At 35.5% G+C, this 18,213-nt stretch carries 15 protein-coding genes; 8 read left to right on the top strand and 7 right to left on the bottom strand.

Features of this window, described 5'->3' with window-relative positions; all coding sequences use genetic code 11:
* Nucleotides 1–74 precede the first annotated feature (74 nt).
* Genes ACEN2N_RS09175 through ACEN2N_RS09165 form a run of 3 tightly spaced genes read left to right on the top strand, consistent with a single transcriptional unit; the run spans nt 75 to nt 4,715 of the window.
* The gene (locus tag ACEN2N_RS09175; RefSeq protein ID WP_441824044.1) at nt 75–2,477 is read left to right on the top strand and encodes a glycoside hydrolase family 31 protein; all 2,403 of its coding nucleotides are present in this window, start codon (nt 75–77) and stop codon (nt 2,475–2,477) included.
* Between the two features lie 36 nt (nt 2,478–2,513).
* Entirely contained in the window at nt 2,514–3,323 is an 810-nt protein-coding gene (locus ACEN2N_RS09170; RefSeq protein ID WP_424001592.1) for a M48 family metallopeptidase, read from the top strand.
* Between the two features lie 60 nt (nt 3,324–3,383).
* Entirely contained in the window at nt 3,384–4,715 is a 1,332-nt protein-coding gene (locus ACEN2N_RS09165) for an MFS transporter (RefSeq protein ID WP_441824043.1), read from the top strand.
* Nucleotides 4,716–4,760: 45 nt separating this feature from the next.
* Here ACEN2N_RS09165 and ACEN2N_RS09160 read toward each other — a convergent pair whose 3' ends face one another.
* The 4 genes from ACEN2N_RS09160 to ACEN2N_RS09145 are packed head-to-tail and all read right to left on the bottom strand — an operon-like array spanning nt 4,761 to nt 7,715.
* Nucleotides 4,761–5,486 (bottom strand): head GIN domain-containing protein, encoded by a 726-nt coding sequence (locus ACEN2N_RS09160; RefSeq protein WP_441824042.1) that lies wholly within the window; start codon nt 5,484–5,486, stop codon nt 4,761–4,763.
* A gap of 39 nt (nt 5,487–5,525) precedes the next feature.
* Entirely contained in the window at nt 5,526–6,617 is a 1,092-nt protein-coding gene (locus ACEN2N_RS09155; protein WP_441824041.1) for a hypothetical protein, read from the bottom strand.
* A complete protein-coding gene (locus ACEN2N_RS09150) occupies nt 6,598–7,161 on the bottom strand; it encodes a hypothetical protein (protein ID WP_441824040.1) in 564 nt (187 codons plus the stop codon). The genes ACEN2N_RS09155 and ACEN2N_RS09150 overlap by 20 nt, the downstream gene beginning before the upstream one ends.
* On the bottom strand, nt 7,161–7,715 hold the full coding sequence (locus ACEN2N_RS09145) for an RNA polymerase sigma factor (protein WP_441824039.1): 555 nt from the start codon (nt 7,713–7,715) through the stop codon (nt 7,161–7,163). The genes ACEN2N_RS09150 and ACEN2N_RS09145 overlap by 1 nt, the downstream gene beginning before the upstream one ends.
* Before the next feature lie 345 nt (nt 7,716–8,060).
* On the opposite strand from ACEN2N_RS09145, the gene lon reads away from it, so the two are divergent.
* Both lon and cmk read left to right on the top strand, forming a co-directional pair.
* Nucleotides 8,061–10,511 carry an endopeptidase La gene (gene lon, locus ACEN2N_RS09140; RefSeq protein ID WP_441824038.1) on the top strand — a complete coding sequence of 817 codons (2,451 nt, stop codon included), beginning with the start codon at nt 8,061–8,063 and terminating at the stop codon, nt 10,509–10,511.
* Between the two features lie 28 nt (nt 10,512–10,539).
* Complete coding sequence (gene cmk, locus ACEN2N_RS09135; protein WP_441824037.1) at nt 10,540–11,238, top strand: (d)CMP kinase; 699 nt, start codon at nt 10,540–10,542, stop codon at nt 11,236–11,238.
* Nucleotides 11,239–11,287: 49 nt separating this feature from the next.
* Here the strand turns inward: cmk and ACEN2N_RS09130 are convergent, their stop codons facing one another.
* Nucleotides 11,288–11,668 carry a LysM peptidoglycan-binding domain-containing protein gene (locus tag ACEN2N_RS09130; protein ID WP_441824036.1) on the bottom strand — a complete coding sequence of 127 codons (381 nt, stop codon included), beginning with the start codon at nt 11,666–11,668 and terminating at the stop codon, nt 11,288–11,290.
* 263 nt (nt 11,669–11,931) lie between these two features.
* Here ACEN2N_RS09130 and rpsA point away from each other — a divergent pair, with 263 nt between their 5' ends.
* Nucleotides 11,932–13,767: a 30S ribosomal protein S1 gene (gene rpsA / locus ACEN2N_RS09125; RefSeq protein WP_424001578.1), complete on the top strand. Its 1,836-nt coding sequence runs from the start codon at nt 11,932–11,934 to the stop codon at nt 13,765–13,767.
* Between the two features lie 188 nt (nt 13,768–13,955).
* Here rpsA and ACEN2N_RS09120 read toward each other — a convergent pair whose 3' ends face one another.
* Together ACEN2N_RS09120 and ACEN2N_RS09115 are read right to left on the bottom strand one after the other, a co-directional pair.
* Nucleotides 13,956–15,206: an OmpP1/FadL family transporter gene (locus ACEN2N_RS09120; protein WP_441824035.1), complete on the bottom strand. Its 1,251-nt coding sequence runs from the start codon at nt 15,204–15,206 to the stop codon at nt 13,956–13,958.
* Nucleotides 15,196–16,536: a DUF4270 family protein gene (locus ACEN2N_RS09115; protein WP_441824034.1), complete on the bottom strand. Its 1,341-nt coding sequence runs from the start codon at nt 16,534–16,536 to the stop codon at nt 15,196–15,198. Before ACEN2N_RS09115 ends, ACEN2N_RS09120 begins: the two co-directional genes overlap by 11 nt.
* A gap of 237 nt (nt 16,537–16,773) precedes the next feature.
* Between ACEN2N_RS09115 and ACEN2N_RS09110 the strand changes: the two genes are divergently transcribed.
* Nucleotides 16,774–17,769 (top strand): Kelch repeat-containing protein, encoded by a 996-nt coding sequence (locus tag ACEN2N_RS09110; RefSeq protein WP_441824033.1) that lies wholly within the window; start codon nt 16,774–16,776, stop codon nt 17,767–17,769.
* 73 nt (nt 17,770–17,842) lie between these two features.
* Nucleotides 17,843–18,184, top strand: coding sequence for a DUF4907 domain-containing protein (locus ACEN2N_RS09105; protein ID WP_441824032.1), 342 nt, complete (start codon nt 17,843–17,845; stop codon nt 18,182–18,184).
* Nucleotides 18,185–18,213: the final 29 nt, after the last annotated feature.

Here is an 18,213-nt window from a genome sequence, read left to right as displayed (position 1 = left end):
GTTTTATCATATTTAGGCGACTTTAAAGTTTTTCGGTAGTACTATTAATTTGATATATTTTAATTTATAAGTTCATGATTACAAATACAGAGCTTGAGTATAAAGGTAATTTATACCCAAACCATATCGTTGAATTTTCACAAGACTCAGATAAATTATACTTCACAACTGAAAATGGTGTTGTTTTACAAATAACAATTTTAAGAGGTAGTATTATTCGTTTTAGGTACGCAACCAATTATAATTTTGAACCAGATTTTTCGTATGCCATTGACCCAGATGCAACCATGGGGTATAGTAAGTTAGAAGTTGTAAAAAACGATACAGAGTACATAATAGCTACAGCTCGTTTAAGTATACTTGTCGATAAGAAGACGTTACGTACCCAAATTTCTGATTTAGAAGGTAATATTATCAGTGAAGACGAATTAGGTTTTCATTGGGAAGAGAATTACGAATATGGTGGTAACACCGTAAAATTGAGTAAAATCACCCAATCGGGAGAGAGTTTTTATGGCATGGGCGATAAAGCCATGCACAGTAACCTTAAAGGTAAAAGAGTAGAAAATTGGGTAACGGATCAGTTTGCCTTTGCCAAAGAACAAGATCCACTTTATAAGGCAATTCCGTTTTACGTTGGTTTGAATAAAGGCAAAGCTTACGGTATTTATTTTGACAATAGTTTTCGAACAGGATTCGATTTTTCTCAAGAACGTAGAAATATAACCAGTTTTTGGGCAGATGGTGGTGAGATGAATTATTACTTCATTTTCGGTCCAGACATGTCTAAAGTGGTCAGCTCATATTCAAGTCTAACCGGTACGCCCGAGTTGCCGCCAATGTGGGCATTAGGTTTTCACCAATCGAAATGGAGCTATTACCCAGAAAGTAATGTAAAAGACATTGCCAGCGAATTTAGAAGATTAAAAATACCTTGCGATGCAATCTATTTAGATATAGATTACATGGATGGCTTTAGGTGTTTTACTTGGGATGAAAACCACTTTCCTGACCCAAAGAGAATGATACAAGAACTTGAGGCAGATGGTTTCAAGACTGTGGTCATGATTGATCCAGGTATAAAAGTAGATCGCGATTATTGGATTTATAATGAAGCATTAGAAAACGATTATTTCTGTAAAAGAGGAGATGGTCCTTTAATGCATGGTAAGGTGTGGCCTGGGGAATGTAATTTTCCAGATTTTACAAATCCTGCAGTGCGAGAATGGTGGGCAGAGCTGTATAAAGAATTTATGTCAGAATTGGGCGTACATGCCGTTTGGAATGATATGAACGAACCTGCAGTAATGGAAGTACCCACAAAAACAGCACCTTTAGATACGCGACACGATTACGACGGTCACCCATGTACGCATCGAAAAGCACATAATGTGTACGGTATGCAAATGGTAAGGGCGACGTATGAAGGTGTTAAAAAATATGTTTACCCTAAGCGACCTTTTGTAATAACAAGAGCCGCATTTGCAGGTACACAACGATATGCTTCAACATGGACAGGCGATAATGTTGCTACATGGGAGCATTTATGGATAGCAAACGTGCAGGTACAGCGCATGTGTTTAAGTGGCTATTCATTTGTTGGTTCAGATATCGGCGGATTTGCCGAACAGCCAGATGGCGAATTATTTGCCAGATGGGTACAATTAGGTGTTTTTCACCCATTTTGTAGAGTACATTCAAGTGGTGATCACGGCGATCAAGAACCATGGTCATTTGGCACAGAGATAACAGATATCGTTAGAAAGTTTGTAAATCTTCGCTATCAACTGTTACCGTATTTGTACACCATGTTCTACAAATATACCAAAGAGAATATACCTATGGTGCAGTCTTTAGTGTATTTTGATCAAGAAGATAACCAGACACATTTTAGAACCGACGAGTTTATTTTTGGAGAAAAAATATTGGTTTGTCCAATCCAAGAACCCAATGCTCAAGGGCGTAGAATGTATATACCGAGAGGAGATTGGTATGATTTTTGGACTAACGAACCTGTAAAAGGTGGTAAAGAAAAATGGGTAGCTGCAGAGATAGATATGCTCCCAATTTTTGTGAAATCCGGTGCTATAATTCCAAAGTATCCTATTCAACAATATGTAGGGGAAAAGAAAATTGAAGAATTGGTTTTAGAAGTGTATTACAAAGAAGGTATAGAATCTTCTGAAGTATATGAAGATTCAGACGATGGATACGATTATAAAAAAGGAAGGTATTCTTTAAGTAATTATAAATTAACAGGTAAAGAAAACACATTGACCATTCAATTATTTAAAGATGGCACGTTTGAAACGGAGTATAAGATGATGAAACTGAATTTTCATGGTCTTCCTTTTGAAATTGATTCCGTAATGATAGATAACGAAAGTATAGATTTAGATAGCATTTCGATAAACGATAATAATGATTTGCGAATAGACAAAAACTTTACCTTATTGCATTTATCAGGAAAACAATAACTTTGTAGTTTTCTACCATTAACTAAAATTATTAAAATGAAAAAATTTGTATTAATTGTATTTGTATTTATAGGCGTTTCAGCTTGTAAGGTGAACCCGTTTACGGGTCAGAAAACGTTGAATTTTTATCCGAACAGTCAGGTGTTCCCATCCGCATTTGCGCAATATGATCAATTCTTGACAGAAAATAAGGTAGTGACCGGTACCGCCGATGCTCAAATGATAACAAGGGTTGGGCAACGTATATCTTCTGCGGCAGAGCGTTGGTTGACAGCAAACGGATACCCGGGTTATTTAAAAGATTATAAATGGGAATATAATTTGGTAAACGATGAAACCGTAAATGCATGGTGTATGCCAGGTGGTAAAATTGTATTTTATACGGGTATTTTACCAATTACTCAATCAGAGACTGGTGTTGCAGTAGTAATGGGTCATGAAGTAGCACATGCTCTTGCTGATCACGGTGCACAACGTATGAGCGCTGGTACCTTACAACAAGTAGGTGCTGTTGCGGGTAATGTTGCTATTAAAAATCAACAAACTTTAGGCTTGTTCAATCAGGCTTATGGTGTAGGTACACAGTATTTAGGGATGTTGCCATTTAGTAGAGGGCATGAGACCGAAGCTGATAGAATCGGTTTACAGATTATGGCTATTGCAGGTTACGATCCTTATGAAGCTGCAGAATTATGGAAACGTATGAAGGCGAACAGTGGAGGTCAGGCACCGCCAGAATTCATGAGTACACACCCTTCTAATGATACCAGAATAAATAACCTAACAGCTTGGGCACCAGATGCCGCGGCTGAAGCAGCTAAATTTGGAGTAACTAAATTTAACTAAAACCTTTAGGATTATTGTATATTGAAGCCGTTCAGAAATGAACGGCTTTTATTTTTTTATATGGGGAAGACACTAGTTGCAAAAGGAAGTAAAAAATTATTGAACGCATGGGCCTTTTACGACTGGGCAAATTCAGTATATAGTTTAGTTATTTCTTCTGCAGTTTTTCCAATATTTTATGGGGCACTTTTTAGAGTTGCCGGTATTGAAAAAGTAACCATTTTTGGAGGTGAAATTGCAAGAGCTCCTTTAATAAGTTACACCACTTCTTTAGCATTTGTTTTTATAGCAATCGTTACTCCTTTAGTATCGGGTGTTGCCGATTATCTCGGAAATAAAAAAATGTTTATGAAGTTTTTCTGTTATTTAGGCGGACTCTCATGTATTGGATTGTACTGGTTTTCTTTAGAGAATATTTATATAGGTTTAGCTTGTTATTTCTTCGGATTAGTAGGCTTTTGGGTAAGCTTTGCCATCAATAACTCTTATCTGCCAGATGTAGCCTTCCCAAGGCAGCAAGATGCTATTAGTGCCAAAGGTTTTACACTAGGATATGTTGGTAGTGTAATTCTACTAATTTTTAATTTGGCGATGGTCATGAAACCAGACTTCTTTGGTATAACTACAGATGAAGCAGGCGCCGCTGAAATAAAGGCCATGAAATATTCATTTGTAACCGTAGGTATTTGGTGGATACTCTTTGCACAATACAGCTTTTATTATCTGCCGAAAGGCTATAAAAAAGAAGGGAAAAGAACCAATATAGTTTTAAACGGATTTAAAGAGCTTCAACAGGTATGGCATCAACTAGGAGAGCAGGTAAAACTAAAAAGATATTTAGGTGCTTTTTTTGTGTATAGTATGGCCGTGCAGACTGTAATGCTTATCGCCACATATTTCGGAGAAGAAGAAATAGCTTGGGGTACAGACTCTGAAAGAACAACAGGTTTAATCGTAAGTATATTAGTTATACAGATTGTGGCAATTTTAGGAGCGACGGTTACCGCTAGAGCATCTGAAAAATTCGGAAATATTAAGACACTTATTATAGTGAATGCACTGTGGGTTGCTATTTGTATATATGCCTATTTTGTAATTACGCCGACCGATTTTTATATTGCCGCAGGTTGTGTAGGTTTGGTGATGGGTGGTATTCAAGCATTATCACGTTCTACCTATTCAAAATTTTTACCCGAGACTACCGACACGACTTCTTTTTTCAGTTTTTATGACGTAGCCGAAAAAATAGGAATCATCATTGGTACTTTTCTTTATGGAGTTATAGCGCAAAAAACCGGTAGTATGAGAAGCTCGATTATATTCTTGGGTGTATTCTTTTTAGTTGGAATGTTCTTGTTGACTAGAGTAAAAGAATCAAAAAAGCCCCTTTAAAAGAGGCTTCGTTGAATTGATTGTTCGCTATTTTGATTTTATAGGTTAGCCTTTAGAAATGTCTCCGGATCCTGAGGTTTTAGTATCTACTTTCTCGGGGTTACCTCTATAAGAAATATCTCCAGAACCAGAAACACGTGCTTTAATAGATTTCTTTGCAGTTACTTGAATATCTGCAGATCCAGACACGGTAGCCTCAACATTTTCTGCATCTAGGTCATACGCTTCGATATCTCCGCTACCAGAAATAGTGGCTTCAAAATCTGTAGTGCTACCGCTTAAAACGATATCACCAGAACCGGACATTGTTGCAGATAAAGAGCTTGTATCAATATCTAATGTAATATCGCCAGAGCCTGACATTGCAGTACTGAATTTATCTGATTTGATTTTTGTTTTACCAACAATATCTCCAGATCCAGACATGGCAACAGAACTAATAGATTCTACAGGCACGGTAATACGAATTCCAGATTTCCAGTTGCTAGATTTTAGGTTGACACCTTTTTCTGTTTTAATGACCAATTTGCCATCTTTTACTTCGGTAATGATATATTCTAAGAGGTTTTCTTCACCTTCCAAGGTAATTTCACCTTCGGTGCCTGCAACCAGGTCAACATCGAACCATCCAGAAACTGCTACTCCGTCATAATCTCCCGTACTTCTTTCAATGGTAATATTATTTCCATTTCCTTTTATGGTCTTTCCCCATTGTGCTGAACAAGAAAGAGATAAAAGACCTGCACAAACTAATACACTTAATTTTTTCATGATTTTCATATTTAATTGATTGATTGATTGATTGATTGATTATTTTTTGGTAAAACTGATACCGCCATAGTCACTTGACAGCGTCATTTTATTTCCACTTCCTTTAGAGCCGTAAAAACCTTCGTAATGCTTGTCAGAAGATTTTTCTGTACTGATGTAAATAGTAAAATCATCTTTTCCGCTAACTCCCGCATAACTAGTCGAAATATCGAAATCGAAATGATAATCGTTATGGTATCCTATTTTGATTCCGGTATAATCAGTTCTAATATTTACATTGCCTGCATCAGCTGCAAGCTCGTCTATACGTATAGAACCATAATCTGCTGCTATAGAAACATCACCATGTACAGTACCTAATTTTACGGTAATATAATCGCCATTACCATTAATACTCTTTAATTCGTCAATATCCATATTGCCGTAATCGCTCGTATACTCTAGGTTATCCATAATGCCTATATTAGCGTTGGTATAATCGGCATTAATAGCAAGATTTCCTGCTTTTTCTATGGTGAAACCTGAGTAGTCAGCTCTTATTTCTCCACTATTAATATACCCAATTGTAGACTTAGAAGTATAATCGAAGTTTAAACGGTTGTTTCGACCTCTAAGTTCGCCCAACTCAAGTCTACCATAGTCACAATTAATTCTAGCATGACCGTCTATTCTATCAAGAATAATGTTGCCATAATCATTACTAAGATCAACATTGTTTTTTACAGGAACTTTTATGGTGTAGTTAATCTGCATGTTAACATTGTTGTTGTTTCCCCAGCTCCATCCCCAGCCATTACTACTTTTGTTAAAAATAGTCTCTGCAGAAACACGTTCGTTACTAGCTTCAAAATCAATAGATATTTCATCTAGTTTTTTCTGCACCTTTTCTTCGTTGTTACCATTGGTTTTAATGTGAACTTCGATAACTACTCTATTTTCGTTCCACGAAGTAATGTTTAAGTTGCCATAAGAGTTGTTAATTTTAAGTAGGGCATTAGACCTAACATTAAACTCTTTTTTTATGGTCTTTTCTTTGGTATGCTTGCCATCAAAAGTGGTGTCGTTGGCAGTTGCAGCGGTTGTAAAAACTAGCATTAGTAGCCAGGTATATTTATATAGTATAGTTTTCATTATTCGATTTTTTAATTGATTTAATATTTTCAATTTGTACCATTACTTCGTTAAGAAGGTCTATTCTTGTTTGGAAATTAGTAATCATAGCACTTAAAATTAATTTGCTGTTACCACCGTTTACTAGGTCTTGTTCCATTGTGGTATAATTCAATTGAAGCTTTTTCAATTGCGCCATGGTGTCATTTATAATCTTTTCTGTTTCTGGTGATTTTTCAGAATTCAGTTCGTTGATTTGCTGTTCGATTAAATTCGCAAAATAAAATTGAGTTTTAGATGCCTCTGGCGAAATTTGCGCTACTTGATTGTCAATGCTATTTGCCGTATTAAGTTGAAATATTCCAACAGATAATAAAATAGCAATAGAAGCGGCAACAGACAAAAAGAGCATCCAAGGATTCTTTTTCTTTGGGGCAAGTGTCGCAACACCTTTACTTTCGTTTAATTTTTCTAAAAACCGCTGCTGGTGCCCACTGGTGGGTTCCGCATAATCTACTTTTTCTTGTAGCTCATTAAAAAGCTCTTCTATGTTATCTTTCTTCATTAGACCGCGAGTATTAATTTTTTTCTAAGACTTTCTTTAGCTCTTGAAATAGTAGTTCTGCAATTGGCATAACTAATGTTCATGATTTCGCTGATTTCATCATAATCGAACCCTTCGATTAGATGTAAGGTCAAAGAAATTCTGTAATTGTCTTTTAAATCTTTCATGGTTTCCATCACTTTTTGAGCCTTTAGTTCTGTAAACACATGGTCAGATGCAATTCCGTCATTATCTTCGACCTTGTACAATACTTCATCTAAAGCAACTTCATTCTTTTTCTGTTGCTTTCTATATTGATGTATGCTGTTGTTAATAACAATGCGTTTCAACCAGGATCCAAAAGTGACTTCCCCTTTAAAAGTATGCAGTTTCGTAAATGCGCTTAGAAACGATTCTTGCATAATGTCTTCTGCTTGGGCAGTGTCTTTTACGATTCTGAGAGATGTATTGAACATAGCCTTGTAATACCTATTGTACACTTCTAGTTGTGCACTCTGTTTACCGGCCATACACAATTGCACTAGCTCATCAATATGTTCTCTTTGTTGGCTCAAAAAGTGATTGGTTTTATTGAAAGATGATTCAATTTACGGTTTGTTACAGTTTGGTGAAATTTATATGTAAATATTCTTTGCTTCATATTCGAGATTATTTACTTTGAAGCTGGTATATGTGTAACTTTTAATAAATACTTTATGTGCTTTTACTAAGGTGCTAGACTTTAACGCTGTCTTATTTTTAAACGAATTAATTCACTTGGCACAAGAATTGAAATACCATTGTGAAAGTAAAGGTGAAAAAGCTGTAGTAGCCTTATTATAGTGCTTCTGCAGTATTTATGTATAATTTATAAAACTAAAATTCTGTTTATTTAATGACAGAATGACCGATATATGAGTATGGGAGATTCTAAATTTTCAAATTTTGACAATATGTCCTTACAGGGAATCGATCAAGATTCTGAGCTTATTCCACTATTGACCCCCGAAGATGAGGAGCAAATGAATAGTGAGACTTTGCCAGAAACCTTACCGATATTGCCTTTAAGAAATACGGTACTTTTTCCTGGTGTAGTAATTCCGATTACTGCTGGTAGAGATAAAAGTATTCGTTTAATAAAAGATGCTAATAATGGCTCTAAAGTCATCGGTGTTGTTTCTCAAAAAAACGAAGAAACCGAAAACCCCGATGTGCAAGATATCAATACCTTGGGTACGGTTGCCAAAATATTACGCGTGCTTCAAATGCCCGATGGTAATACAACGGTGATCATTCAAGGAAAAAAACGTTTTGAGATTGCCGAAGTTTTGACTAAAAAGCCATATTTAACGGCTACGGTTAGAGAGACCGAAGAAATTAGACCAGAAAGGAACGATAAGGAGTTCTCTGCCATTATAGAATCTATCAAAGAATTGGCATTGAAGATTATTAGAGATAATCCGAACATTCCGAGTGAGGCATCTTTTGCTATTAAGAATATTCAAAGCGATTCTTTTCTAATCAACTTTGTATCGTCTAATCTTAATTTAGATGTAAAGGCGAAACAAGAGTTATTAGAGATAAGTAGTTTGCAAGAACGTGCATTGGCAACATTGAAATACATGAATGTTGAAATGCAGAAGTTAGAGCTTAAAAACGATATTCAGTCGAAGGTTAGAAATGACTTAGACCAGCAGCAAAGAGAGTACTTTTTACACCAACAAATGAAAACCATTCAAGAAGAATTGGGTGGTGTTTCATATGATGAGGAGTTAGAGGAGATGAAAATCAAGTCTAAAAAGAAGAAGTGGGGCAAGAAAGTAAAAGAACATTTTGAAAAGGAGTTGTCTAAAATGAAGCGTATGAATCCGCAAGTGGCGGAATATTCCATCCAAAGAAATTATTTGGATCTTATGCTAGATCTACCTTGGAAAGAATTTTCGAAAGATAAGTTCGATTTAAAACGCGCACAAAGAATTCTTGATCGCGACCATTATGGTTTAGAAGATGTAAAGAAAAGAATCATAGAGTATCTAGCGGTATTAAAATTGCGTAATGATATGAAATCGCCGATCTTATGTCTGTACGGACCTCCAGGAGTTGGTAAAACTTCTTTGGGTAAATCTGTAGCTGAAGCATTGGGTAGAGAATATGTGAGAATGTCTTTAGGTGGTTTGCGTGATGAAGCTGAGATTAGAGGGCATCGTAAGACATACATTGGTGCTATGCCCGGTAGAATTATTCAAAGTCTTAAAAAGGCAGGTACATCAAATCCAGTTTTCATTCTAGATGAGATAGATAAGTTGTCTAATAGTAATCAAGGTGATCCATCTTCTGCAATGTTAGAGGTGTTGGATCCGGAGCAGAATAGCGATTTTCACGATAATTTTTTAGAGTTGGGTTATGACCTTTCTAAAGTAATGTTCGTAGCTACCGCTAATAATTTAGGTAGTATACAGCCAGCTCTTAGAGATCGTATGGAGATTATTCACGTAAGTGGTTATACCATTGAAGAGAAAGTAGAAATTGCCAAAAAACATTTACTACCAAAGCAATTGACCGAGCATGGTTTAAATGCAAGTCATTTGAAAATCGGTAAACCGCAATTAGAGAAAATTGTAGAAGGGTATACCCGCGAATCTGGAGTGCGTTCTTTAGAAAAGCAAATTGCAAAAATGGTACGTTACGCGGCTAAGTCTATCGCCACAGAAGAGGAATATGAGATAAAGGTTAGTAATGAGATTATTATAGAAGTATTGGGTGCACCAAAAATGGAGCGCGATAAATATGAAAATAATGAAGTTGCAGGTGTAGTAACAGGTCTTGCTTGGACCAGTGTTGGTGGTGATATTTTGTTTATTGAATCTATACTTTCAAAAGGTAAAGGTGCTATGACAATTACCGGTAACCTTGGTAAAGTGATGAAAGAGTCTGCTACCATTGCTATGGAATATATTAAATCTAATGCTGAATATTTTGGTATCGACCCAGAGGTTTTTGAAAAGTACAATGTACATATTCACGTTCCGGAAGGGGCAACGCCTAAAGATGGTCCGAGTGCAGGTATAACCATGTTAACTTCTTTAGTTTCTTTATTCACTCAAAAGCGCATTAAAAAGAGCTTGGCGATGACAGGTGAAATAACCTTAAGAGGAAAAGTATTGCCTGTTGGCGGAATAAAAGAAAAGATTCTTGCTGCAAAAAGAGCAAAAATTAAAGAAATTATTCTTTGTGCAGATAATGAGCGTGATATTAAGGAAATCAAAGAATCTTACTTAAAAGGATTGACTTTTCATTATGTAAAGGAAATGTCTGAAGTAATTGATATTGCAATTACCGATGTCAAAGTAAAAAACGCGAAAGAGTTGTAATACAGCTTTTCTTTATATTTTTGGAACAATGAAAAAAATCACTATTGCAATTGACGGATTCTCTTCTACGGGAAAAAGCACTTTGGCTAAGCAGTTGGCTAAAAAGCTAGAATATGTTTATGTAGATACTGGGGCAATGTATCGTGCAGTTACATTGTTCGCAATGAAGTCCGGTTTTGTAGAAGCTGGTGAGGTTGATGAAGATGCATTGGTGAGATCATTAGGCGATATTGAACTGAACTTTATTTTTAATTCAGATTTAGGGTATGCCGAAATGTATTTGAATGGTGAAAATGTAGAGAAGGAAATTAGAACCATGCCTGTTTCGAAAAATGTAAGTCAGGTTTCGGTTATAGCAGCTGTTCGAGAGAAATTGGTAGCCATGCAACAAGCGATGGGTGTAGATAAAGGTCTAGTTATGGACGGTAGAGATATCGGTACCGTGGTTTTTCCTGATGCTGAGCTTAAAATTTTCATGACCGCTTCACCAGAGAAACGTGCGGTAAGAAGATATAAAGAATTATTGGATAGGGGAGAGAATGTTATTTATACAGATATTCTTGAAAATGTACAAAAACGAGATTATATTGATAGTAACCGTGCAATTTCACCTTTAAAAAGAGCAGATGATGCTATTGAGTTTGATAATAGTGATTTAGGACTAGAAGATCAGTTTCAAAGAATCTATGAACACTCGCTTCGGGTTATTGAAAAACATCAAGCATAAAAAAAGAGGTTAGCAAAGCTAACCTCTTTTTATTTATATAGTATCGATACTATTTATTTGGAATAACCAATACTTGATCTGGATGAATAACATCTGGATTTTTCAAGATACCGGTGTTGGCTTCGAATATAGCTTTGTATTTCATAGCATCACCATAGTAGTGCTTAGCTATTTTGCTTAAAGACTCACCACCTTTAACAACGTGTCTGTGATATACAGTATCGTCTTCAACAGTTATATTAGCTTTAATATCAGAAGGGCTTTCACCACCTATTTGCTTTATTTTATCCCACATTAGGTCTTTCTCGTAAGGAGTTTTTGCTTGTCCTTTAATTTTAAGGACATCACCTTCAACGGTTACATTTCCGTCTTTTATACCCAATTGCTCACCAAGATCTAACAAACCTTGATATTTTGCCTTAACACTCATAATTTTACTTTTTTTAATGGTTATTATAATACTTCTAAGATAAGCATATTTAAGATATTTAATTCTAAAATCATGCCAAATTCATTAAATGAACGCGTAATACTTTGTTGTGTTGCCTAATTTAAATAAAATGATTATTTTTGCACACCTTTTTTGCAAGGAAGTCAAGAGAAAAAGGGTTAGAAAAAAAATAAATGTAACTACTTTCATAGTCGTTGCCTAAGTCTTGATAAGGTTATGGAATACAAACTATTAATCAGCAAATGGCTGAAGAAAAAACAAACGCAGAGGTAGAAGCTACTACTGAAGCAACACAACAAGCTGTTGAAACTCCACAGCAAGATCCACAAGAATTTTTAGAAAGTTTCAATTGGGAAAAGTACGAGCAAGGAATTGAGCGTGTTGATGATTCTAAATTGAAGGAATTTGAAAAATTAGTGGCTGAAAATTTCGTTGACACCGCAGATGCTGAGGTTGTTGAAGGAACTGTAGTTTATATTACTGATAGAGAAGCTATTATTGATATCAACGCAAAATCTGAAGGTGTAATTTCGTTAAACGAATTTCGTTATAACCCAGGTTTAAAAGTTGGTGACAAAGTAGAGGTTTTGATCGATATTCGTGAGGATAAAAGTGGTCAATTAGTATTGTCTCACAGAAAAGCAAGAACTATCATGGCATGGGATCGTGTTAACGCGGCTCATGACAAAGAAGAAATCGTTAGTGGTTTTGTTAAATGCAGAACTAAAGGTGGTATGATCGTTGATGTTTTCGGAATTGAGGCATTCTTGCCTGGTTCTCAAATTGACGTGAAGCCAATTCGCGATTACGATCAGTATGTAAATAAAACAATGGAATTCAAGGTTGTAAAAATCAACCACGAATTTAAAAACGTTGTTGTTTCTCATAAAGCTCTTATTGAAGCTGATATTGAAGAACAGAAGAAAGAAATCATTAGCCAATTAGAAAAAGGACAAGTATTAGAAGGTGTTGTTAAAAACATTACTTCTTATGGTGTGTTTATTGATCTTGGTGGTGTTGATGGTTTAGTTCACATTACTGACCTTTCTTGGAGCAGAATTAACCACCCGAACGAGGTTGTTGAATTGGACCAGAAATTAAATGTTGTAATTCTTGATTTTGATGAAAACAAATCTAGAATACAATTAGGTCTTAAGCAGTTAGAGAAGCACCCTTGGGAAGCTTTATCTGATGAAATTAAGATTGGTGATAAAGTAAAAGGTAAAGTAGTTGTTATAGCTGATTATGGCGCATTCATCGAAGTTGTTGAAGGTGTTGAAGGTCTTATTCACGTTTCTGAAATGTCTTGGTCAACGCACTTGCGTTCAGCTCAAGATTTCGTGAAAGTTGGTGATGAGGTTGAAGCAGTTGTATTGACATTGGATCGTGAAGATCGTAAAATGTCTCTTGGTATCAAGCAATTGACTCCAGATCCTTGGACTGATATTACTACTAAATACCCTGTAGGTTCTAAGCATAAAGGTATTGTAAGAAACTTTACAAACTTTGGTGTTTTTGTTGAACTAGAAGAAGGTATCGATGGTTTAATTTATATCTCTGATCTTTCTTGGACTAAGAAAATCAAGCATCCATCTGAGTTTACCAATGTTGGTGATACTTTAGAGATAGAGGTGTTAGAATTGGATGTTGATGGTCGTAAGTTAAGCTTAGGTCATAAACAAACTACTGAAAACCCTTGGGATAAATATGAAACTGAATTCGCATTGGGTACAGTTCATACAGCTACCATTTCTGATGTAGTTGATAAAGGTGCAACAATTGAATTTAACGAAGATATTACTGCATTCATTCCTCAACGTCATTTAGAGAAAGAAGATGGTAAAAAACTAGGTAAAGGCGATGAAGCTGAATTCAAGATTATTGAGTTCAATAAAGACTTTAAACGTGTTGTAGCTAGTCATACTGCTATTTTCCGTGAAGAAGAGCAACGTAATGTAAAAGCGGCTGTCAAAAGACAATCAGCTAGCGCAGATGAAGCTAAGCCTACTTTAGGTGATGCTAACGATGCACTACAAGCGTTGAAAGACAAAATGGAAGCTGATTCTAAGAAGAAGTAATTTCATAGTATAGATTCTGAATAAGAATCAAAAGTAAAAGCCCGGATAATTATCCGGGCTTTTTTTATATCCATACTATCAGTTCCTATTAGGGTTCCAACAAAATGAATTACTAATGGAGATTTTATATTTAGAAGTTAAAATTCCTTCTAATTTTTTTTTTTGAAGTTTTGGTGTCAATGGTTGACTTAGTATACCTTCTTTTTTACGAACCAGATATCTTCTAAGCTTAAGTTCAGGGTAACCAGATGATATTTCTCTTTAATAAGTACATTCTGTAATAATCCCTTAGAGCCATAACTGTAAGAAAGGTTGATCATAGAGTGGCTACCTCTACTCGCTGGTATTCCGATACCTGCCGTTAAGTTATAACCTTCTATTTTTTTATCGCCTATTGCTAAATAGCCGTTATCATAATTGTAACCTAATTTATAGCTAATTCGTTGACCGTATTTATAACTAGGGGGGTCTTTAAGGTATTCTAAACCAAACGCGTAAATGTCTTGGTCTTGATAGCTACCTATGTTTTCGGATTGATCAGTATCTGTCCAGAAGTTTTTCTTATAATCTGCACTAAAGGTTAACGCCTCAATTGGTTTTATACTCATACCAAAGCCGAGCTCTAATGGAAGTTTAAAATCAGAAACATTATCAGAACTTTCGTCTTCAACAGTAATTTCAGTTCCTAATAAAGTTTTATTAACTGACCTTTTTAAACTGCCGTTTAAGCTAGTAGGCAGCTGAACCGTACTACCAATGGTTATATTATCATTGACATCAAACTGTAGTCCGAAACCTAATCTCGCACCGCTATAATTAGTTTTTTCTGTAGACTCGAAAGTAGAAGAACTATAACTAAAAGATTCGGTTTCATCAATGCTTCCAAATAGAAACGACGCACTTAATCCTAATCTCAATTTTGGAATAACTGAATATCCAACATTCAGTTTAATATCATTTAGCCCGCCCAGTCCGGTAATATTACTTTCAAAAGTTTCTGTAGAACCTTCAATATTAGTGTTTACACCTAGTAATGAATACCCAACATCGCTATAAGGTATCATGGTTATACCGGCACCTAAATTATCGGTAATTCTAAATCCGAAGGCTATATTAGAAAAGTTAACGGTCGATTTTTCTTCAGATGTAGAAGTATTGCTATAGTTATTGAATTCGCCCGTTACACCGATATCATATAAAAAAGAATGTTGAGGTATTAGAGCATAGTTTGCGGGGTTGAGGTTATTAAGTTCATATGGCGATTTTATACCGATACCACTATAACCTAGACTATTAAATTTACCAATGCTGGTTTGGTTTATTACTCCGAGTCTGTATAAAGAATAAGGTGAGCTTGTTAACGCTTCAGACTGGGCAGAAGCTAGTTGACATGCTGATACTATTCCTATTGTAAAAAAAATAATTTGGTTAATCTTCATCGTATATACCGTATGTTAATTCTAAAATTGTTTCGTTTTCTCCATTTCCATTTCCACTCATAATAAATCGATCGACCGAAGAATTATAGTCAATCGGCAGAAGAATCAACGCATCATCTATGTCTCTATCTTTTAACTGCAGTTCTTCTAAAAAGTAGGCTAGTGATATTTCATAATAGATATCATTGAATTCTTGGTTTTCTCTGTTAAGTATGGCATAATACGTTGAGGTTAGTGTTTCTACTAGTTCATTATTTTGATCAACCACGTAAACGGCAAGCGTATCTCTTAGCTTTAAATTGTTGTTATAAGATTGGGCAACCGGTTTAATTTTTAAAACTCCGTCTAATATGGTGCCGTTGCCTGGTATATCGTACAGACTACCAATATGTGGAAATTGAATTCGCATGGCAATTCCGATTCCCGATTCAATATAGCTTTGGTTGTTAGAATCTGAACTAGCAAGATTGGTCTTGCTATCTGTCAAAGATTGTAATGGGGTAATGGGGTCGTCAGCGATAATTTTATTAAAAAATGGTAGGGGAGAAGTGGCGGCATTTATTTGAACATCAATATATTCTTGAATATTATCATCGGCAGTATCTGTGCTAAAATACAAGCGCATATAGGTGTTTTCAGAAGATTTAGAAAAACCAATAATAGAACCGTTATCAGTTTCGTCTGGTAGAATACCGATACCTTTAAAATAATCTCTGTACTCGTCAGAGTTTACAATATTCTTGTCTTGAAGTTGGGTAAATACATCAGACCCAAAATCATCTATCAGCTTAATAGTAATTGAGTCGCCCGCTAGAGGTCTTGGGTAATATTCAAGTATGCCAAGGTCAGCTTCTTCATAACCAATACTGCTGGTATTGTAGAAATAATCATCGCTAATTGGTTTTAAATTTTCATTTATTTTTTTAATGTGGATGGTATTTTTCTGTAATGTGTCATTATAATAATACTGGTCGTAACCTAAAACCATAACAAGGCTGTCAAATTTGGCATCGCTATCAATAGTGTAAGATGCAGGTAAAAATTGCATGTAGCTAGATGCTGTTATAGTGCCAAAAACGGTATCGGTATATTTTCCTGTGAGTATTCGTGTAGATACAGATGTAGCGATACTATCAAACTTCATCGTAGAAGTGCTAACTGTCAACGTATCTATCAATAAAAGTCGAATAGTACTATTTGTAAAAGTTTCACCGGCAACAAATTCTGAATCATTATAAATATCATCACTGCAAGAAACTGCGATTATCGTAAAGACACCACCGAACATAATCATGTAGAACACATGTATTTTATTTAAGAACACCTTCATTTAGAATTTAATTTTTATCAAAGCTAAATGTCAGTCTTGGTTGTAAAAACCCGAATAGACGAATCGTGTATGTTAAGGGATGAATACTGTTATTTGAACTATCAAAGAAAAGTTCGTGTTGGTAGATGAAATTTTGGGTTTGGTATGTTAAAAACCAATTTTAATCTATTGTGTTTTTTTGAACCCTAAGGCCTCTAGTAGATTTGAACTCGAATACAACGAAACTTAAAACAAAAAATGATGAATAAAAGAAAATGGTATGTGTACAAGATTACTGGTATGCTGATTATGGCTATGGTATTTACGAGCTGTTCAAGTGAAGATGAAGATGATGATTTAGGTAACTGGGTAGATAAATCTGTTTTCGATGGTAGTGCGAGAAGTAGTATATCTGGTTTTACAATAAACAATATCGGCTACATGGGGGTTGGTTATGATGGTGACGATTATCTATCCTCGTTTTGGGCATATGATATTGAGGGTGATTATTGGTCACAGAAAGCAGATTTTCCGGGGGTGGCCAGAAATGCTGCGGTAGGTTTTGAGGTTGATGGTGTCGGTTACATTGGCTCCGGCTATGATGGTGTAGATGAGTTAACAGATTTTTACAAGTATAATACAGCCTCTAATACATGGACTGAAATTGCATCGTTGCCAACGGCAAGAAGAAATGCGGTAGGCTTTGGCGTAAACGGTTTTGGCTATGTAGGTACTGGTTATGACGGTGAAAACGATAGAAAAGATTTCTGGAAGTATAATCCGGCAAACGATACATGGACAGAGTTAGTTGGCTTCGGTGGAAATAAAAGAAGATCGGCCACGACATTCACTATTAATGAACAAGTGTATTTAGGTACAGGAGTGTCTAATGGTGTTTACCTAGATGATTTTTGGGTTTTTGATCCTACCACAGAAAGCTGGACAAAGAAGTTAGATTTGGACGAAGAAGATGAATACGCAATACAACGAAGCAATGCAGTTGGTTTTACCGTAAACGGATATGGTTATATCGCTTGTGGAGAGCTAAGTGGTGCTACAAATACTGTTTGGGAATATGACCCGATTACAGATGAATGGGAACAAAAGACTTCTTTTGAAGGAGCAACGCGACAAGATGCAATAGCTTTTTCAAATGGCAGTCGGGTATTTATAGGTATGGGTAGAACGGGTACATTATACCTAGATGATTTAGATGAATTCTTTCCTCAAGATGAGTATGAGGAGGAAGATTAATTTTCATAGTGAGTGCAATTGTTAATTTTTTGGGTCAATCTATGTGAATTGGCCCATTTTTAAACATTTATTTATGATTTCGACTGCAAAATTTTGGGTACTTATTGTTCTATTTTTGGCACTTGTGTTCGGTTATTCAATTTATAATCAAACATTCACTAATGAAACTCAAAGTTTTCATAGTCAGGTGGTCAATCTAAATGATGGTTATGGTTATCAGATTATGAGAGGAGAAAAAATAGTGATTTTACAAGAGTTTATACCAGGTTTTACCGGTAAACAAAAGTTTGTTAACGAGGCTCAAGCCTTAAAAATAGCAGACCTTGTTATAGCAAAAATAGAAGCAGGTAAGTCTCCCGTTTTAAAACTATCAGATTTGACTGATAACAAAATTTCAACTGGGGCAGCGCACTAGTTTCTATATGAGAATAAGTTTAAAAAATA

The sequence above is a fragment of the Maribacter spongiicola genome (assembly GCF_052119685.1).
In the GTDB taxonomy this organism is placed as follows: domain Bacteria; phylum Bacteroidota; class Bacteroidia; order Flavobacteriales; family Flavobacteriaceae; genus Maribacter; species Maribacter spongiicola_A.
This window is presented reverse-complemented; position numbering and strand designations above follow the sequence as displayed.

Excerpts from the sequence above, each read along its gene's own strand:
- ACEN2N_RS09160 (WP_441824042.1), bottom strand. The coding sequence starts at position 5,486 with ATGAAAAAATTAAGTGTATTAGTTTGTGCAGGTCTTTTATCTCTTTCT.
- ACEN2N_RS09105 (WP_441824032.1), top strand. The coding sequence starts at position 17,843 with ATGATTTCGACTGCAAAATTTTGGGTACTTATTGTTCTATTTTTGGCA.
- ACEN2N_RS09115 (WP_441824034.1), bottom strand. The coding sequence starts at position 16,536 with ATGAAGGTGTTCTTAAATAAAATACATGTGTTCTACATGATTATGTTC.
- lon (WP_441824038.1), top strand. The coding sequence starts at position 8,061 with ATGGGAGATTCTAAATTTTCAAATTTTGACAATATGTCCTTACAGGGA.
- cmk (WP_441824037.1), top strand. The coding sequence starts at position 10,540 with ATGAAAAAAATCACTATTGCAATTGACGGATTCTCTTCTACGGGAAAA.
- ACEN2N_RS09120 (WP_441824035.1), bottom strand. The coding sequence starts at position 15,206 with ATGAAGATTAACCAAATTATTTTTTTTACAATAGGAATAGTATCAGCA.
- rpsA (WP_424001578.1), top strand. The coding sequence starts at position 11,932 with ATGGCTGAAGAAAAAACAAACGCAGAGGTAGAAGCTACTACTGAAGCA.
- ACEN2N_RS09175 (WP_441824044.1), top strand. The coding sequence starts at position 75 with ATGATTACAAATACAGAGCTTGAGTATAAAGGTAATTTATACCCAAAC.
- ACEN2N_RS09165 (WP_441824043.1), top strand. The coding sequence starts at position 3,384 with ATGGGGAAGACACTAGTTGCAAAAGGAAGTAAAAAATTATTGAACGCA.
- ACEN2N_RS09110 (WP_441824033.1), top strand. The coding sequence starts at position 16,774 with ATGATGAATAAAAGAAAATGGTATGTGTACAAGATTACTGGTATGCTG.
- ACEN2N_RS09150 (WP_441824040.1), bottom strand. The coding sequence starts at position 7,161 with ATGAAGAAAGATAACATAGAAGAGCTTTTTAATGAGCTACAAGAAAAA.
- ACEN2N_RS09170 (WP_424001592.1), top strand. The coding sequence starts at position 2,514 with ATGAAAAAATTTGTATTAATTGTATTTGTATTTATAGGCGTTTCAGCT.
- ACEN2N_RS09155 (WP_441824041.1), bottom strand. The coding sequence starts at position 6,617 with ATGAAAACTATACTATATAAATATACCTGGCTACTAATGCTAGTTTTT.
- ACEN2N_RS09130 (WP_441824036.1), bottom strand. The coding sequence starts at position 11,668 with ATGAGTGTTAAGGCAAAATATCAAGGTTTGTTAGATCTTGGTGAGCAA.